At 73.0% G+C, this 18,071-nt stretch carries 14 protein-coding genes and 1 pseudogene; 4 read left to right on the top strand and 11 right to left on the bottom strand.

The annotated features are described in order from the left end of the window. Positions 1-53: 53 nt before the first annotated feature. The gene (lipA, locus tag ACIBJE_RS07410; protein WP_396744581.1) at positions 54-1,097 is read right to left on the bottom strand and encodes a lipoyl synthase; all 1,044 of its coding nucleotides are present in this window, start codon (positions 1,095-1,097) and stop codon (positions 54-56) included. A gap of 369 nt (positions 1,098-1,466) precedes the next feature. Between lipA and aspS the strand changes: the two genes are divergently transcribed. Next, entirely contained in the window at positions 1,467-2,753 is a 1,287-nt protein-coding gene (gene aspS, locus ACIBJE_RS07415; protein ID WP_396744324.1) for an aspartate--tRNA(Asn) ligase, read from the top strand. Positions 2,754-2,928: 175 nt separating this feature from the next. Here aspS and lipB read toward each other — a convergent pair whose 3' ends face one another. Continuing rightward, complete coding sequence (gene lipB, locus ACIBJE_RS07420) at positions 2,929-3,567, bottom strand: lipoyl(octanoyl) transferase LipB (protein ID WP_396744327.1); 639 nt, start codon at positions 3,565-3,567, stop codon at positions 2,929-2,931. A gap of 140 nt (positions 3,568-3,707) precedes the next feature. Beyond that, entirely contained in the window at positions 3,708-5,534 is a 1,827-nt protein-coding gene (locus ACIBJE_RS07425; protein ID WP_396744330.1) for a DUF2079 domain-containing protein, read from the bottom strand. Between the two features lie 168 nt (positions 5,535-5,702). Here ACIBJE_RS07425 and ACIBJE_RS07430 point away from each other — a divergent pair, with 168 nt between their 5' ends. After that, entirely contained in the window at positions 5,703-6,923 is a 1,221-nt protein-coding gene (locus ACIBJE_RS07430; protein WP_396744333.1) for a PHB depolymerase family esterase, read from the top strand. A gap of 139 nt (positions 6,924-7,062) precedes the next feature. On the opposite strand, the gene ACIBJE_RS07435 is transcribed toward ACIBJE_RS07430, so the two are convergent. From ACIBJE_RS07435 to lpdA, 5 genes and pseudogenes are all read right to left on the bottom strand, one after another. Next, complete coding sequence (locus ACIBJE_RS07435; protein ID WP_396744336.1) at positions 7,063-7,980, bottom strand: TIGR01777 family oxidoreductase; 918 nt, start codon at positions 7,978-7,980, stop codon at positions 7,063-7,065. Positions 7,981-8,139: 159 nt separating this feature from the next. Beyond that, positions 8,140-8,484, bottom strand: a complete 345-nt coding sequence (locus ACIBJE_RS07440) for an antibiotic biosynthesis monooxygenase family protein (RefSeq protein WP_396744339.1) — start codon at positions 8,482-8,484, stop codon at positions 8,140-8,142. A gap of 12 nt (positions 8,485-8,496) precedes the next feature. Continuing rightward, positions 8,497-8,796 (bottom strand): annotated as a pseudogene (locus tag ACIBJE_RS07445) (hemerythrin domain-containing protein); the annotation flags it as partial. Between the two features lie 227 nt (positions 8,797-9,023). Then, positions 9,024-10,874: a 2-oxoglutarate dehydrogenase, E2 component, dihydrolipoamide succinyltransferase gene (sucB, locus tag ACIBJE_RS07450; protein WP_396744342.1), complete on the bottom strand. Its 1,851-nt coding sequence runs from the start codon at positions 10,872-10,874 to the stop codon at positions 9,024-9,026. A 74-nt stretch (positions 10,875-10,948) separates the two neighbouring features. After that, positions 10,949-12,394: a dihydrolipoyl dehydrogenase gene (gene lpdA / locus ACIBJE_RS07455; RefSeq protein WP_396744584.1), complete on the bottom strand. Its 1,446-nt coding sequence runs from the start codon at positions 12,392-12,394 to the stop codon at positions 10,949-10,951. Between the two features lie 121 nt (positions 12,395-12,515). Between lpdA and ACIBJE_RS07460 the strand changes: the two genes are divergently transcribed. Further along, complete coding sequence (locus ACIBJE_RS07460) at positions 12,516-12,848, top strand: hypothetical protein (RefSeq protein WP_396744345.1); 333 nt, start codon at positions 12,516-12,518, stop codon at positions 12,846-12,848. Positions 12,849-12,946: 98 nt separating this feature from the next. Here ACIBJE_RS07460 and ACIBJE_RS07465 read toward each other — a convergent pair whose 3' ends face one another. After that, a complete protein-coding gene (locus ACIBJE_RS07465) occupies positions 12,947-14,518 on the bottom strand; it encodes a leucyl aminopeptidase (RefSeq protein ID WP_396744348.1) in 1,572 nt (523 codons plus the stop codon). A 159-nt stretch (positions 14,519-14,677) separates the two neighbouring features. Here ACIBJE_RS07465 and gcvT point away from each other — a divergent pair, with 159 nt between their 5' ends. Further along, positions 14,678-15,808, top strand: a complete 1,131-nt coding sequence (gcvT, locus tag ACIBJE_RS07470; protein ID WP_396744351.1) for a glycine cleavage system aminomethyltransferase GcvT — start codon at positions 14,678-14,680, stop codon at positions 15,806-15,808. A gap of 80 nt (positions 15,809-15,888) precedes the next feature. Here gcvT and ACIBJE_RS07475 read toward each other — a convergent pair whose 3' ends face one another. Further along, positions 15,889-17,166, bottom strand: coding sequence for a DUF2314 domain-containing protein (locus ACIBJE_RS07475; protein ID WP_396744587.1), 1,278 nt, complete (start codon positions 17,164-17,166; stop codon positions 15,889-15,891). A 64-nt stretch (positions 17,167-17,230) separates the two neighbouring features. Then, positions 17,231-18,004, bottom strand: a complete 774-nt coding sequence (cobS, locus tag ACIBJE_RS07480) for an adenosylcobinamide-GDP ribazoletransferase (RefSeq protein WP_396744354.1) — start codon at positions 18,002-18,004, stop codon at positions 17,231-17,233. Positions 18,005-18,071: the final 67 nt, after the last annotated feature.

The following is an 18,071-nucleotide window of genomic DNA, read 5'->3' on the forward strand; positions in this document are numbered from 1 at the left end:
CGTCGCGGAGCGTGTCCGTACCGACACGGTGGCGTGGCGGTCCGGGGGCGGGATCAGCCGACCGGGCTGCCCGCGCGCGCCTCGAGAGCCTGCCGGTAGAGGCGGCCGGCCCGGTACGACGAGCGCACCAGCGGTCCGCTCATCACCCCGGCGAACCCGATCTCCTCGGCCTCCTCGCGCAGCTCGACGAACTCCTCCGGCTTGACCCAGCGCTCGACCGGGTGGTGGCGCGGGGTGGGGCGGAGGTACTGCGTGATGGTGATCAGCTCACAGCCCGCCTCGTGCAGGTCGCGCAACGCCTGGGAGACCTCGGCGCGCTCCTCGCCCATGCCGAGGATCAGGTTGCTCTTGGTGACCAGGTTGGCGGCACGCGCCTGCCGGATCACGTCCAGGGAGCGCTCGTAGCGGAACGCCGGCCGGATCCGCTTGAAGATCCGGGGCACCGTCTCGACGTTGTGCGCGAGCACCTCCGGCCCGGACCCGAAGACCTCGGCGAGCTGGTCGGGCACCGCGTTGAAGTCCGGGATCAGCAACTCGACACCGCAGTCGGCCTGGAGGGCGTGGATCTGCCGGACCGTCTCGGCGTAGAGCCACGCGCCGCCGTCGGGCAGGTCGTCCCGGGCGACGCCGGTGATGGTCGCGTACCGCAGCCCCATCGTGGCCACCGACTCGGCGACCCGGCGCGGTTCGTCGGCGTCGAACTCGGCCGGCTTGCCGGTGTCGATCTGGCAGAAGTCGCAGCGCCGGGTGCACTGGTCACCGCCGATGAGGAAGGTCGCCTCCCGGTCCTCCCAGCACTCGTAGATGTTGGGGCAGCCGGCCTCCTGGCAGACGGTGTGCAACCCCTCCCGGGAGACCAGTCCCCGCAGCGACGTGTACTCCGGCCCCATCTTGGCCTTGACCTTGATCCACGGTGGCTTGCGCTCGATCGGCGTCTCCGCGTTGCGTGCCTCGATCCGCAGGAGGCGTCGCCCTTCCGGGGCGACGGTGGCGGAGCGCGGAGCCTGGGCGGTGGTCGGCGCGGACTGCTCGATGGTCACGCGATCGAGCCTACGCCCGCTGGCGCCTGTCGATGCACTTCGGGCGACCGGCGTCACGCCTCCGGACACGTGAGGCCACTCACCCGGCTACTGCCGTAAAACGCCTGTCCGTGCCGGCGGTGTGGCGGTAACGTGCCCCACGAGCGACGACGGAGCCGAGTAGCGCGCCGACGACGTCAGTGCAGAGAGCCGCCGAAGTGCTGCGAGGCGGTCTGGCGGCGGCGCGTGAAGACCCTCCCGAGCTGCGGGAAGAACGGCGGCGGGAAGACCCGCGCCCAGTAGACCCCGCCCGGCTGGCCCCGGTGAAAAGGCGACGAACGAGGCTCCCGCCCACAGCGGGGGCGAAGGTGTGGTGGCACCGCGAGGTTCCCGCTCGCCCACACCTCCCTGGGGATCGCGTTGCGATTGATCGAGGAGGTAACCAGCGTGCAACGCATCCTTTCCGCCCAACTTCCCGCCCACGTCGGTACGACCGTCCGGATCGCCGGCTGGACCCACCGCCGCCGGCTGCTCAAGTCGGTGGCCTTCCTGATCATCCGGGACGCCACCGGAACGGCCCAGGTGGTGGTCACCGACCCGGCCGCCCGCGCGGCCGTCGAGGCGTTGACCGAGGAGACCGTCGTCGAGGTGGTCGGCACGGTCACCGCCAACCCGGCCGCTCCCGCCGGGATCGAGCTGACCGACCCGACGGTACGACCACTCGGCCCGCCGGCCGTACCGCCGGGGTTCGACCTGTTCCGGCCGACCCTGACCGCCAGCCTGCCGACGCAGCTCGACCACGCTCCGGTGGCGCTGCGCCACCCGCGCCGGTCGGCGGCGCTGCGCGTCTCGGCGGCGGCGGTCGCCGGGTTCCGGGCCGCCCTGGACGCCCGGGGCTTCGTGGAGATCCACACCCCGAAGATCGTCGGCTCGTCGACCGAGAGCGGGGCGAACGTCTTCGCCCTGGACTACTTCGGCCGGCCGGCGTACCTGGCCCAGTCGCCGCAGTTCTACAAGCAGCTCCTGGTCGGCGTCCTGGAACGCGTCTACGAGGTCGGTCCGGTGTTCCGCGCCGAGCCGCACGACACCGCCCGCCACCTGGCGCAGTACACCTCGCTCGACGCCGAGTTGGGCTTCGTCACCGACCACCGGGACGTCATGGCGGTGCTCCGGGACACCCTCGCCGGGCTTCTCGACACCGTCGCCGACCGGGCCGGGCCGGCGTTGGCACTGCTCGACCTGAGCGTCCCGGAGGTGCCGGCGGAGATCCCCGCCGTGCACTTCACCGAGGCGCTGGCCATAGCGGGTGCCCCGGCCGACGAGCCGGACCTCGCCCCGGCCCACGAGCGGACCCTGGGGGAGTGGGCCCGGTCCGAGCACGGTTCCGACTTCCTCTTCGTCACCGGGTATCCGATGGCGAAACGCCCCTTCTACACCCACCCCGACCCGGCGCGCCCCGACTACTCGAACGGGTTCGACCTGCTGTTCCGGGGCGTCGAGCTGGTCACCGGCGGGCAGCGGCTGCACCGGCACGACGACTACCTGGCGGCGCTGGCCGCCCGGGGCGAGCCGGTCGAGCCGTACGCGGACTACGTCGCGGCGTTCCGGCACGGCATGCCCCCGCATGGCGGCTTCGCCATCGGCCTGGAACGTCTGGTCGCCCGCCTGGTCGGGGCGGCCAACGTGCGCGAGGTGACCGCCTTCCCGCGCGACCTGCACCGCCTGACCCCCTGACGCCCTTCTGCCGGCTGCCCCGGGCTGGCTGAGGTGGTAGCAGGGGACCCTTGTCACCCGATTTTGATGAGGAAGGGTCCCCTGCAACCACCCGGGCTGCCGCAGCGCAGAGCAGCGCGACGCGGCAGCGCGGCGGAAAGAGGGCGGGTGTTCGCGGCGGAAGGAGAACGGGAGTTCAGGCGAGCAGGGTGTCCAGGTGCCGCTCGACCACCGGGAGCGCGTCGGCCACGGTGACCGGGCGGCCCAGCTCCGCGCTCAGCGAGGTGACGCCCGCGTCCCGGATGCCGCACGGCACGATCCGGTCGAAGTGCGTCAGGTCGCAGTCGCAGTTGATCGAGAAACCGTGCTGGGTGACGCCCCGGGAGACCCGAATGCCGATCGCGGCGACCTTGCGGGCCGGGCCCCGGTCGTCGGCCGGCACCCACACCCCGCTGCGCCCCTCCACCCGGTCGGCGGCCAGCCCGAACTCGGCGCAGACGTCGATCAGCAGCTGCTCGGTCCGGCGGACGTAGGCGACCACGTCCACCGGGTCGGGCAGCCGCACGATCGGGTAGCCGACGAGCTGCCCCGGCCCGTGCCAGGTGATCTTGCCGCCCCGGTCCACGTCGATCACCGGGGTGCCGTCCATCGGACGGTCCCACGGCTCGGTGCGCTTGCCGGCGGTGTAGACGCTCGGGTGCTCCAGCAGCAGCACGGTGTCGGGGCTCTCACCGGCCACCACCGCCTCGTGTAGCCGGCGCTGCTCGTCCCAGGCTGCCTGGTAGTCGAGGAGGCCGGCGCGGACCGTGGTCAGGCCGGACGTCGTCGTGGTCACGTCGTCCAGCGTAGTACCGGCCGGACCCGTCGACCCCGGTGAGCCGGCTCACCGCCGGGCCGGCAACCGGGTGACCGTCGGTCGGTATCCGGCTCACCGCCGGCATCCGGCTCACGCTGTCGGTCCGGCACCGGGCCGGGTCAGGCGGCCGGCGGGACCTTCCAGAGCCAGACGTCGCGGACCCGCTGCGGGGGGCCGAGCAGTTCGGTGGCCGCCTGCCGCAGCGCCTCCTCGTCGAGGTCGTACTTCGCGCCGTGCACCCGGTCGGCGAGGACGACCGCCTCGACCCGCCAGTGCCGCAGGTCCTCCCGGACCAGCTCCCGGGTGCCCTCGGTGATGAGCGGCACCCGTCCGGTCCGCCCGGCCTGGTCCATCAGCGAGTCGAACGTGCGAGGCACCGGTCCGATCCGGCCCCGCCCGTCCGGTCCGCCGGGGCCGAGGAAGAAGCCAGCCGGCAGGGCGAACTCACCCTGCCGGTGGGCGAGGGCGTACGCCTGCCAGCGCTGCCCGTCCGGGGTGACGTCCACGGTCAACGGGATCGGGGTCAGCACTCCACCGGGGGAGACGTGCTCGCGCCACGTGCCGGAGGTGACGAACTCCGGGATCGGCTCCCGGGCGATGGTCAGCAGCGGGGTGGGCAGCAGCGGCAGCAGCGCCAGCGCGTACCCGACCGCCCAGACTGGCCCGGCCCACCGGTGCCGGGGCGGGTCGGTGCGGAGCCGGTCGACGGTGTACGCCAGCAGCAGCCCGATCACCGGTGCGACCACCAGCGCCAGCCGGGCCGGCAGTGCCGCGTTGATCACCGGAAGCCGGCCCAGCCACTCGAACGGCAGGGGGAACCCGGTCCGTTCGCCGTCGACGACGGCCTGCGGCCCCCAGGAGAGCACGGTGAACACCACGGCGGTCACCCCGAGCGCGAGGAGGGTGGCCCGGCGGGTGGCGACGGCGTGCCGCCAGAGGAAGACGAAGCAGGCCACGGCGAGCAGCAGCAGCGGGACGCCGAAGAACGAGTTCTCCTCGGTCGGGTTCGGGGCCAGCGAGGTGCCGAGGCCGGCCTCACCGGCCAGCGACCGGCGCGGGTACGCCAGGTACGCCGCCATGTCCTCGGAGTGGACCACCGGGTCGAACCCCGTGCCGTGGAACCGCTGCGGCCCGGCGAAGTGCAGCCAGAGCGGGTACGCCAGCAGCACCCCCGCGACCACGGCGGTGACCGCGGTGCCGCGCAGGAAGTCCGGCAGCGCGGCGCGTACGGTGGTCCGGTTCGCCGGGTGCGCCACCCAGACGGCCAGGAACACGACGAGGGCGAGGGCGGTGAAGAACAGCCCCTCGGCCGCGATCGAGAAGGCGACCGCGACCAGCACCCCGAAGATCACCCCGTTGCGCAGCCAGCGCCCCGGCTCCCGGAACGCGAACAGCCGCCAGACCAGCAGCGGCACCAGCCACCCGGCGGACCAGTTCAGGTGGGCGTTGGCGTGCGACACCATGCCGGGGGAGAAGGCGATCATCAGGGCGCCGATCCCGGCGGCCAGCCGGCTGCGCACCAGATGCCGGGAGAGCAGCCAGTACCAGGCCAGCGCGGTGGCGGCCAGGTTGAGGGTGAGGATCACCAGGAACGTCGCGGGCGGGCCGATCAGATACGTCAGCGGCGCGAACACCGCCGCGTAAACAGTGATCGAGGTGTTGACCGCGAGGTTGACCCCGTCCGGGACGTTGAGCAGGTACGTGAAGAGCGGGTTGTCGCCGTGGGTGAGCGCGTGCGCGCCGAAGGCCAGCAGCCACTCGAAGAGCGCCTGGTCGCTGGAGTTGACGGTGATCGCCCGCCCGTTCGGGTCCCGCCAGAGCCCGCTGGTCACCCAGACCGCCAGGGCGATCGCGACCAGCGCCATCACCAGGTCTGCCCGGCGGCTCCGGGTCGGGGCGGACGACGGCGCGGGCGGCCCGGTGAGCAGGGACGGGGAAGTCGGCACGGAGCGGACGTTACCAACCGTGTGATGGCAGACCGGCCCGACACGGAACCTCCGGACGTCGACGTACGTCCACACTTCGGCGATCGTGAATGTGTGAACGGCCGCCATGTCACATCTTCGTCATCCCGGCGTAACGTCGCGGCAATTCTAGTGACTCAGTTCACATTTATGGAGGCCGCCGTGCGTCGACCCCCGTCCGTCCTCACCCGGTTGGCCGCCGCGCTGGCCGGAGCCGTTCTCGCCGTCACGGCGGCCGCCGTGGCCGCCGCGCCCGCACAGGCCGCCAGCCTGACCCCGGTCACCGGCTTCGGCTCCAACCCCGGAAACCTCGCCATGTACGCCTACCGACCGGACGGCCTGCCCGCCAACGCCCCCGCCGTGGTGCTGCTGCACGGCTGTGCGCAGAACGCCACCGGCTACTTCACCAACTCGGGCTGGCGCAAGTTCGCCGACCAGTGGCGGTTCGCGCTGATCCTGGCCGAGCAGAAATCGGCCAACAACTCGACCTCCTGCTTCAACTGGTTCGAGACCGGCGACACCGCCCGGGGGCAGGGCGAGGCGCTCTCCGTCAAGCAGATGGTCGACCACGCGAAGGCCAACTACGGCACCGCCGCCAACCGGGTGTACGTCAGCGGCCTCTCCGCCGGCGGCGCGATGGCCGCCACCATGCTCGCCACGTACCCGGACGTCTTCGCCGGCGGCTCGATCGTGGCCGGCGTGCCGTACCGCTGCGCCACCAGCATGATCAACGCGTTCTCCTGCATGAACCCGGGCGTCAACAAGACCCCCGCCCAGTGGGGCGACCTGGTCCGCAACGCCCACCCCGGCTACACCGGCGCCCGGCCGAAGGTGGCGATCTGGCACGGCACCGCCGACTACACCGTGGCCACGGCCAACGCCACCGAGTCCCGCGACCAGTGGACCAACGTGGCCGGCCTCTCCCAGACCCCGGGCAGCACCACCACCCTGCCCGCCGGCACCACCCTGGAGACCTACGGCAACGACCGGGTACGCGTCTACCGTGTCTCCGGCATGGGCCACGGCACCCCGATCGACCCGGGCAGCGGCGCCGACCAGTGCGGCACCGCAGCCGCGTACTTCCTGGACACCATCTGCTCGGCGTACCGGGACGCGCTCTGGTTCGGCCTGAACGGCTCCGGCGGCCCGGTCCCGAGTCCGACCGCGACCGCCAGCCCCACCCCCACCCCCACGGCCGCGCCGACCTGCGTGACCGCCAGCAACTACGCCCACGTCACCGCCGGACGGGCCTACCACTCCGCCGGGTACGCCTACGCGACCGGCTCCGGGCAGCGGATGGGCCTCTACAACACCTTCAACAGCGCCACCCTGAAGCAGACCGCCCCGAGCTACTGGGTCGTCGGCTGCTGAGATGACCGACGTGGTTCCCGGCGGCTGAGGTGGTTGCAGGGGACCCTTCCTACCGCTTTTTGCCGAGGAGGGGTCCCCTGCAACCACAAAACCGGGCGGGCGGGCGCGCACAACCGGAGCGCGGTGCGGTGGGGTGGGGCTACTCGTGCAGGGCGGCGTGCAGGGCGCTCGGCAGGTCCGGGTGGCGGTAGGAGAAGCCGGCGCGATAGGGGCGGCCTGCCCGGGTCAGCACCCCGGGCAGGACCCGGGTGCTGGTCAACGCCTCCTGGGCGAAACCGCCCAGCGCGATCTTCAACGCCAGCGCCGGGACCGGCATGACCGCCGGCCGGTGCAGTTGCCGGGCCAGCTCCCGGGCGAACTCCGCGTTCCGGACCGGGTTCGGGCCGACGACGTTCACCGGACCGGCCACGTCGTCCCGGTCGAGCAGGAAGACCACCGCGTCGAGCCAGTCGACCATCGAGATCCACGGCACCCACTGCCGGCCGTTGCCGAGCTTCCCGCCGACGCCCAGCCGGAACGGGAGGAGCTGTGGCTTGAGCAGGCCGCCGTCGCGGTGCAGTGGCAGACCGGTACGCAGTCGTACCACCCGTACCCCGGCGTCCTCGGCCGGGCGGGTCGCCCCCTCCCACGCCCGGGCGACGTCGGCGAGGAACCCCTCACCGGCCGGGGCGTCCTCCTCGACGATCCGGTCGCCGGTGTTGCCGTACCAGCCGATCGCCGAGGCGTTCAGCAGTGCCTTCGGACGGTCCTCGGTCGGCAGCCCGGCCATGGTGATGGCGAGGGTGCTCGTGGTCTCCACCCGGCTCGACCGGATCAGTGTCCGGTACGCGTCGTTCCAACGCTTGTCGCCGACCCCCGCGCCGGCCAGGTTGACCACCGCGTCGACCCCGGCGACCACCGCCGGGTCGAGCTGGGCGGTCCCCGGGTCCCACTGCACCTCACCGGGGCCGCGCGGCGGGCGACGTACCAGCCGGACGATCTCGTGTCCGGCGCCGGCGAGCCGGTCGGCCAGTCGGGTGCCCAGGAAACCGGACGCGCCGGCCATGAGGATCCGCATGCCCTATCTTCCCCCGGAACGGGGCCGGGGGTGCGGTCACCCTGATCATCCCGCCCCTGACGACGTCCCCGGTGTCGGCGACCAGCCCACTCCCGGCAGGTCGGTCGGACGACCGCACCGGGGGAATCGGGGTTCATGGCCGAGCAGTGGCGGAGCCGGTCAGGGCGCGCCGTGGTGCGTGCTGCGGACCTCGTACAGCTTCGGGTCGCTCTGCTCGACGATCGCGCCGATCTCGGCCAGGTGCGGGCGGGCCTCGGGCATCCGGAGCATCGCCTCGAAGTGCCCGGCGCTGGCCCACTGGGCGTAGTTGACCACGCGGGTGCCGTCCTGGCTGGCGTGCACGTTGGCCGACCGGAACCCGGGCACGGTGGCGAAGAACACCCGGGTGGTGCGATCGAGGGCGGCGACCAGTTCGGCCTGTCGCCCGGGTGCCACGGTGAACACGTTGATCAACGTGACCAGGTCGGCGTCGGTGCTGATCACGGTCTGCGGGGTGGTCGACATCGTTCGTCCTCGTCAGTTGGAGGTGTCGGTCGGGAGGGGGATGCCCGGCGGGTCCGCCGTGCGGGCGCTGCCCGGGTCGAGGGCGTTGAGCGCGGCGACGAGCTTTCTCTCCTCGTACGTGAAGTGCGACTCCAGGACGGCGGCCAGGCCGTCCAGTTCGGCCCGTACGGCGGCCGGGTCCGGTTGCGGACCGGCGGTGGCCAGCTCCGTCACCCGGCGCAGGATGGCCTCGACCTGCTGGTGGTCCCAGGCCAACTCCTCGAGGACCGGCGCGAGCTGCGGCACCTGGGCGGCCAGCACGCGGAACGCGCCGGTGTCCTCGACGGTCTCCTTGCCGGGTGCACCGCGACGCTGACGATCACCCTAGCGGACACCCGTCCGCGCCACTTGAGCGTCCGCTCGCCCCTCCACCCCTCCTCGAGTGTGGATCGGGGTGGCGGATGACCTCCGGGAGGGCCATCCGCCACCCCGATCGGCGGTGGGAGAACATGACGAAGGGGCGCCCCGGTCACCGGGGCGCCCCTTCTGCGTCGACAGGGTCAGGACAGGCCGAGCTCCGCCTCGAAGTTGCCGGCCTCCAGGCGCGCCTTGACCGCGACCAGGAAGCGGGCCGCGTCGGCACCGTCGATCAGCCGGTGGTCGTAGGAGAGGGCCAGGTAGACCATCGACCGGACGGCGACCACCTCGCCCAGCTCCGGGTCGTTCACCACGACCGGGCGCTTGACGACCGCACCGGTGCCGAGCATCGCCGACTGCGGCGACGGCACGATCGGGGTGTCGAACAGGGCACCCCGGCTGCCGGTGTTGGTGAGGGTGAAGGTCGCCCCGGCGATCTCGTCCGGGCTGATCTTGTTGGTCCGGGTACGGTCGGCCAGGTCGGCGATCCGCTTGGCCAGACCACCCAGGTTGAGGTCACCGGCGTCGTGCACGACCGGCACCATCAGGCCCCGCTCGGTGTCCACCGCGATGCCCAGGTTCTCGGACTTCGGGTAGGTGATCGTGCCGGCGTCGAGATCCATGCTGGCGTTGACCACCGGGTACGCCTGGAGCGCCTCGACCGCCGCCAGCGCGAAGAACGGCAGGAAGGACAGCTTCACGCCGTGCCGCGCCAGGAAGGCGTCCTTGGCCCGGGCCCGCAGCTTGGCGACCTTGGTGACGTCCACCTCGACCACGGTGGTGAGCTGCGCCATCTCGTGCAGCGACTCCTGCATCCGCTTCGCGATGACCGCGCGGATCCGGGGCATCTTCTCGGTGGTGCCGCGCTTGGCGCTGGGCTGCGCCTTCGGCTGGGCCGGGGCCGCCGCGGCGGGAGCCTGGGCGGCGGCGGGCGCCGGGGCGGCCTTGGCCGCCTTGGCCTTCTCCACCGCGTCCAGCACGTCCTGCTTGCGGATCCGGCCACCGACACCGGTGCCGCTGACCGAGGCCAGGTCGACACCGTGCTCGCTGGCCAGCTTGCGCACCAGCGGGGTCACGTAACCGGCGGCCTCCTCGCCGCCGCCCTGGGCCGGGGCGGACGGACGCTGCGGGGCGGCCGTCGGGGCGGCCGGGGTCGCCTGCTGCTCGGCCTTGGCGGGCTGCGCCGCCGTCTCGGCCTCGGCGGACGGCTCGTTGTAGGACAGGCCCGGGGTCGGCTCCTGGGCGGCCGGCTCGGCCTTCGGCTCCGGCTTCGGTTCCGGCTTGGCCTCGGCCTTCGGTTCCGGCTTGGCCTCGGGCTCGGGCTTCGGCTCGGGCTTGGCCTCGGCCGGGGCGGCGCCGGCCGCGCCGACCACCGCCAGGGTGGCGCCCACGTCGGCGGTCTCGTCCTCGGGAACCTTGATCTCCAGCAGGGTGCCGGCGACCGGAGACGGGATCTCGGTGTCGACCTTGTCGGTCGAGACCTCCAGCAGCGGCTCGTCGACCTCGATGCTGTCACCGACCTGCTTCAGCCAGCGGGTGACCGTACCCTCGGTCACGCTCTCGCCGAGCGCGGGCATCTTCACCGGGGTGCCCTCGCCCGACGGCGCCGGGGCGGCCTCGGCCTTCGGCTGCTCCTGCTCCTTCGGCTGCTCAGGCTCGGGACCGGTGCCCTCGGCCGCGGCGGTCGGCTCGGCCTTCTCCGCCGGGGCCTCCTGCTCCTCCTGCGGCGCGCCCGCGCCGCCGCCGGCCTGCTCGCCCTCGCCGGCGATGACGGCGAGTTCGCTACCGACCTCGGCGGTCTCGTCCTCGCCCACCACGATCCGGCTCAGCACGCCCGCCGCCGGGGACGGGATCTCGGTGTCGACCTTGTCGGTCGAGACCTCGAGCAGCGGCTCGTCGACCTCGACCGTGTCGCCCTCCTGCTTGAGCCAGCGCGTGACGGTGCCCTCGGTGACGCTCTCGCCGAGCCGGGGCATGGTGACCGATACCGGCATCTTTCAAGACTCCTTCGTAGCCTGGGTACGGATCCTCGCCCGCTTGCCGCCGGACGTCGCGGATGTGGGTGTGGTCAGGCGTGCGCGTGCAGCGGCTTGCCCGCCAGGGCGAGGTGCGCCTCGCCGAGGGCCTCGTTCTGCGTCGGGTGGGCGTGCACGAGCTGCGCCACCTCGGCCGGGTAGGCCTCCCAGTTGTAGATGAGCTGCGCCTCGCCGATCAGCTCACCGACCCGGGCGCCGACCATGTGCACGCCGACCACCGGTCCGTCCTCGACCCGGACCAGCTTGACGAAGCCCGTGGTCTTGAGGATCTGGCTCTTGCCGTTGCCACCCAGGTTGTAGTTGTAAGTCTTGACCTTGTCGGCCCCGTACTGCTCCTTGGCCTTGGCCTCGGTGAGGCCGACCGACGCCAGCTCCGGGTCGCAGTAGGTGACCCGGGGGATGCCCGCCTCGTCGATCACGGTGGGGTTCCGGCCGGCGATCTCCTCGGCGACGAAGATGCCCTGCTGGAAACCGCGGTGCGCGAGCTGGAGACCGGGGACGATGTCGCCGACCGCGTAGACGTTCGGCACACCGGTGCGCAGCCGCTCGTCGGTCAGCACGTACCCGCGGTCGATCTTGACGCCCTGCTCCTCGTACCCGAGGTCGGCGGTGACCGGGCCGCGGCCGACGGCGACGAGCAGCAGCTCGGCCTCGACGGTCTCGCCGCCGGCGATGGTGACCTTGACGCCCTTCTCGGTCTTCTCGACCTTCTCGAAGGGCTTGCCGACCTTGAAGTTGATCTTCCGCTTGCGGAACGCCCGCTCCAGCGCCTTGGACGACTCCTCGTCCTCGGCGGCGACCAGTCGGGGCAGCGCCTCGATGATCGTGACGTCCACCCCGAAGGACTTCCAGACGCTGGCGAACTCGACGCCGATGACGCCGCCGCCGAGCACGATCGCCGACGCGGGCACCCGGTCCAGGGTCAGCGCGTGGTCGCTGGTGATCACCCGCTCGCCGTCGACCTCCAGGCCGGGCAGGCTGCGGGCGTACGAGCCGGTGGCCAGCACGACGTTACGGCCGGTGTAGCGCTTGCCGTCGACCTCGACGACGTTCGGGCCGACCAGCCGGCCGGCACCCGACACGAAGGTGATGTTCTTCGAGCCGCCGACCAGACCCTGGAGGCCCTTGTACAGGCGGGCGACCACACCGTCCTTGTACGAGTTGACGCCGGCGATGTCGATGCCGACCAGCTCGGCCTTGACGCCGAACTGCTCCGACTCGCGGGTGCTGTCGGCGATCTCCGCCGCGTGCAGCAGGGCCTTGGTCGGGATGCAGCCGTTGTGCAGGCAGGTCCCGCCGAGCTTGCCCTTCTCGATCAGGGCGACCTTGAGGTCCAGCTGGGCGGCGCGCAGTGCCGCCGCATAGCCGCCGCTGCCTCCTCCGAGGATGACAACGTCGAAGGTCGCGTCGTTCGGCTCGCTCACACTCAACTCCCAGGTCGCGTCGCTGCTACGAGGGTCATGCCAGGAAAAGGGCATACTCGCCTCGGTCATCTTGTCACCTGCCCTCGCAGGCCGCGTACTGAGGTGCTCAACGACACGTCGAGGACACGTACGCTTGGCGGAAGCTTTTCGAGACGGCGGGTGGAGGGGATGGCCGGTGGCCCTGTTCCGACGACGACGCAAGCCCAGCGGTGACCCGGGTCCGGGGCGGGCGGCCAGTCGCGCCGACCTCGAGCACCTGGAGAACTTCGTACGGACCAGACGCGGGGTCGAGGCGTTCATCGAACCGCAGACCACCGTCACCGAGACCACGGTGATGCTGATCGCCGACGACGGGGAGTGGACCCGCCGCCGCATCGACTCGCCGGAGAACGCCCGCCGCTTCGCCCACCGGCTCGCCATCCCCATCTACGACGTGCGCCTGGTCGGCTACCCGCAGCGGATGCGCGACTTCAACGAGCGCCGGAAGCGCCGTCCCGAGCTCTACTGACCGGAGCTGTCGTCGGGGGGTGGTCGGGCGGCGCCCCGGATGTTTGCAGGGGTCCCCTGTTACCTAAGAAGCGGTAACAGGGGACCCCTGCTACCACCTCAGCCCTCGGCGGCGATGTCCTCGACGAGCTGGACGAGGGTCCGGACCGGCACGCCGGTGCCGCCCTTGGTCCAGTGTCCGGTCGGCTCGCCCGAGTGGTAGCTCGGACCGGCGATGTCGATGTGCGCCCAGGCCACGTCGTCGGTGACGAACTCGCGCAGGAACGTGCCGCCCTGGAGCATGTGCCCGGCCCGGTCCATCCCGGCGTTGACCTGGGAGATGTCGGCCACCTCGGAGTCCATGCCCTTGCGCACGTCGTCCGGCAGCGGCATCGGCCAGGCCGGCTCGCCGACCGCGTCGCCGACCGTCTTCACCCGCTCGCAGAGTTCCGGCGTGCCCATCACCCCGGCGACCCGCTTGCCCAGCGAGATGACCTGCCCGCCGGTCAGCGTGGAGGTCTCGAAGAGGTAGTCGCAGCCGTCCGCGCAGGCCCGCGCCATCGCGTCGCCCAGGACCATCCGGCCCTCGGCGTCGGTGTTGAGCACCTCGACCCGCTTGCCGTTGAACATGGTGACGACGTCGCCCGGCCGGTACGCCGTACCGGACGGCATGTTCTCCGCCATCGGCACGTACGCGTTCACCGCCACCGACGGCTTCAGCGCCGCGACGGCCAGCATGGTCGCCGCCACCGCCGCCGCGCCGGCCATGTCGGACTTCATCTCCCACATGCCCTGCGACGGCTTGATGGAGATGCCGCCGGTGTCGAAGGTGATGCCCTTGCCGACCAGCGCGACCCGCTTGCCGGTGGCGCCGCCCTCCGGGGTGTATGTGATCTTGACCAGGCGCGGCGGTGCCTCCGAGCCCTGCCCGACGGCGACGATGCCGCCGTAGCCGCCCTCGGCCAGGGCCGCCTCGTCGAGCACCTCGACGGTCAGGCCGGCCGCCCGGGCGGCCTCGGCCACCGTGTCCGCGAAGGCCGGCGGACGCTTGTCGTTGGGGGCGGTGTTCACCCAGTCCCGGCTGAGCCGGACCGCGCCGGCCACCGTGGTCGCGCGGGCGATCTCCGCCTGCGCGGTCGCGTCCCCGGCGTCCGGCACCGACACCAGCACCTCGGCCACCGGCTCCCGCCGGGTCGGCTGCGGCTTGGTCTTGTAGCCGGCGAACCGGTAGCCGCCGAGCAGCGCGCCCTCGGCGACCGCGCGCAGCGCCGCCGGGGCGTCCGCGTCGTCCGGCAACGGCAGGCTCAGCGCCACCCGGGGGGCGCCGGCCAGCGCCCGGACCACGGATCCGGCGGCCCGGCGCAGCGTCTCCGGCGCCGGGGCGGCGCCGGTGGGCTCCGGTCCCAGCCCGACCGCGGCGACGAGCGGCGCGGTGATCGTGCCCAGGGTGGCGAGCTTGATCACCTCGCCGGGAGCGCCGGTCGCGCCGAGCAGCGCCAGCGTCTCGGTCAGCTTGCCGTCGAAGGCGGCGGCGATGCTCTCCGCGCCGCTGCCGAGGAGCAGGGAGCCGGCGGCGCCGCTGGTGGCGTCCTGCTCGCCGGTCTGACTGTGCACGCCGATCACGATGGCGTCGACGGCAAGCTCGGCGGGGTCGGTGTCGACCAGGCTCAGGGTGGTGCTGGGCGATGTCACTGAAGCTACTCCGGGCGGGCCGGGCCGGTCGCGGGTTGCGTCCGGCGGTGGGGGTCTCCGGGGGCAACCTACCCGCCGGGGACAGGGCTGTCCCGCCCGTGGATCCGGCGGGTCCCGCCGATGCTAACCAGCGGCGCGGCCCCCGGTAAGTTCCCACCCATGACCGACGTGACCTCCGACGTGACCGCGACCCGGCCGCGTCGTTCCCCGCTGCACGAGCGGCACACCGACGCGGGCGCGAAGTTCGCCCCCTTCGGGGGCTGGGAGATGCCCCTGGAGTACGCCGGAGGCGGTGTGCTCAAGGAGCACACGGCGGTCCGGGAGGCCGTCGGCGTGTTCGACGTGTCCCATCTCGGCAAGGTGCGGGTGACGGGATCCGGCGCGGCCGGGTTCGTCAACGCGTGCCTCAGCAACGACCTGGACCGGATCGGCCCCGGCCGGGCGCAGTACACCCTCTGCTGCGACGACGCGACCGGCGGCGTGGTCGACGACATCATCGCCTACCTGCACGACGACGAGCACGTCTTCCTCATCCCGAACGCCGCGAACACCGCCGAGGTGACGCGCCGGCTGCGCGCCGCCGCGCCGCCGTCGGTCACCGTCACCGACGAGCACGAGGCGTACGCCGTGCTGGCCGTGCAGGGCCCGCGTTCCGTCGCGCTGCTGGACGCCCTCGGCCTGCCCACCGGGCACGACTACATGAGCTTCTCCACCGCCACCCTCGACGGGGTGGAGCTGACCGTCTGCCGCACCGGCTACACCGGCGAACTCGGCTACGAGCTGGTGGTGCCCGCCGCGCACGCGGTCGCCGTCTGGGACGCCCTCTTCGCCGCCGGGGCGGAGTTCGGGTTGCGCGCCTGTGGCCTGGCCGCCCGGGACACCCTCCGCACCGAGATGGGGTACCCGTTGCACGGGCAGGACCTGTCGCTGGAGATCACTCCGGTGCAGGCGCGGTGCGGCTGGGCGGTCGGCTGGAACAAGCCGGCCTTCTGGGGGCGGGACGCGCTGCTCGCCGAGAAGGCCGCCGGTCCCCGCCGCACCCTGCGGGGCCTGGTGGCGGTCGACCGGGCGATCCCCCGCCCCGGCATGGCCGCGTACGTCGGCGACGCCACGGTCGGCACGGTGACCAGCGGCACCTTCTCGCCCACCCTCAAGCAGGGCATCGCCCTGGCCCTGCTCGACACGGCGGTGAACCTGGCCGACGGCGACGAGGTGGAGATCGACGTACGGGGCCGCCGGGCCCGGATGCGCGTCACCCGTCCCCCCTTCGTCCAGCCCTCGGTGAAGTAGACCGGGTTGATCAAGAGGTTCGCGTCACCCGGGACACCGGAACCTGACGCGAACCTCTTGATCAACGCGCAAGAATCCGGTCAGTCGCCGGAGTCGAGGACGGCCTGGGTCCAGCCGCCCTCCAGGACACCGGTGGGGCCGAGCAGGGCCCAGTCGACGACGTCGGTCGACTCCACCACGATCGGGGTGCCGATGCGGACCTCCGGGTCGTTCGTGGCGTCGCTGGCGCTGGTGCCGCCGAGCCGCTCCGGGGTCTCCCAGGAGGTCACCGCCGCCCAGACGAACTCCGGGCCGTCGTCGCCGGGTAGGCCGTACTTCACCACGAGCTGCGTCTCGGCGGGCAGCGCCCCGGCCAGGAACCGGGCCCGGACGTCCGGCAGAGCGGCGCGGGCGGTGGCCACCGCCTTCGACATGGCGTCGCCCCGGCGGGCGTACCGCACGTCGGGCTGGATGCCGGAGAACAGCGTGGCGCACGCCGAGGCGAAGTAGCGGCCGGGCGGTCCGGGATTTCCGGCCGGCGGGTGCAGGCTGAGGAACGAGTCCGCCTCCGGGTCCGTCGCCGGGTCCAGCTCCAGCCGGAGCAGTACCGGCGCGGTCGCCCCGTGCTGTTCCGGGTTGCCGTACGCCACGGCGATGTCGTGCCCGGTCACCGTGGTGAGCACCGGCAGTTGGACGAACGCCGGCACCTCCTCGCCGGCCAGCCCGTCGGTCCAGGTGCGCAGCAGCCGGCGGGCCACCCCGGTCAGCACCGCCCCCCAGGCCCGGGTCAGGTGGTCCGGCACGCCCTGGGTCTGCAACTCCAGCAGCCCGAACCGGCGCAGCCCCTTCGTGGTGAACCAGAGCCCCTCGGCGTCCGAGGAGTACGGCACCAGCACCCAGTCGACCAGGCGTACCCGGCCCTGCTCGTCGGGGAGCGAGCGCAGCGCGGTCGCCGGGTCGAGGAACTGCAACCCGAAGACGTCCACCACGTCCCCGTCGACTGTCTCGGCGACGGCTGCGGCCACCGCCCGGGCCGCCCACTCGTGGGCCGGCGGCCACCCCGGCCGGTACTCGGCCCGGACCACCACCACGTGCGTCGCCTCGGCCAGCCGCGCCAACTGCTCGCGGGTCGCCCCGAACGCGGTCAGCAGATCCGGCGGGAGCGCGGGGAACTCGTCGATCGGTCGGGTGTCCACGCTCATCAGCGGGCTCCCCAGCATCTGCCGGGCCAGCCCGTACACCGGCTCGGCCAACCGGCCGGCCAGCGCCGTCACCGCCGTCCGTGTGGTGACCCTCGGCAGGCCGCGCATCGGCACCAGATACGTCGCGGTCAGTGTCTCCGGCACCGGAACGGGCAGGAAGTCGTCCGTGATGAGCAATTCGTCCCCCATCGCCGCGCCGGTGCTGTCGGGGAAGAACGCTACCCGGCATGGTGAGTCGTCCTCAGCCGGACAGCACGACTCCCAGGTAGACCAGGGTCGTGGCGACCTCCACGCTCGCGCCGAGCACGTCGCCGGTGATCCCGCCGAGACGGCGTACCAGGTGGCGTAGGAGCAGCAGCACGGCGGTGAGCGCGACGGCGACGGCGAGCGGCCCCTGCCACGGGCGGCCCGGCACCGCGGCGAGCGCCGGCAGCGCGACGGCGACCGCTCCGGCGGCCACCGCGACCGGCCCGACCGTGCCGGCCACCAGTGCGCCGAGCCCCTCCGGGCGGGCCGCAGGGACCCCACGCCGGCAGGCCAGGGTGACCCCGAGCCGGCCGGTGGCGGTCGCCGTGACCACCGCCGCGAGCGCCGCCGACCACGACCGGGCGGCCAGCTCCGCGAGCACCGCGCTCTGTGCCAGAAGGACGAGCACCAGCGTGGCCACCCCGAACGGCCCCACGTCCGGCTTCTTCATGATCTCCAACGCGGCGGGGCCCCGCCGGTACGAGCCGAGCGCGTCGACCGTGTCGGCCAGCCCGTCCAGGTGCAGGCCCCGGGTGAGCAGCGCACCGCAGCCGACCGTCACCACGGCGGCGACCAGGGGCGGGGCCACCGCGGCCAGGCCGAGCAGCACCCCGCCCAGGACCACCCCGAGTGCGGCCCCGACCAGCGGCGCGACCGTCATCGCCGTGCCGGCGGTGGCCCGGTCGACCCGGCCGGCACGCACCGGCGCGGTGGTGAACGTGGTGACCGCCAGCCGCAGGCCGGCACCGAGCCGGGACTCAGCCGGCACGGCCGACACCGGGTGCGACCCGCACCCCGACCGGCCGGCCCGGCGGCGCGGACGGTGTCACCTCGCC

This window comes from Micromonospora sp. NPDC050187 (assembly GCF_044459745.1).
Classification (GTDB): Bacteria; Actinomycetota; Actinomycetes; order Mycobacteriales; family Micromonosporaceae; genus Micromonospora.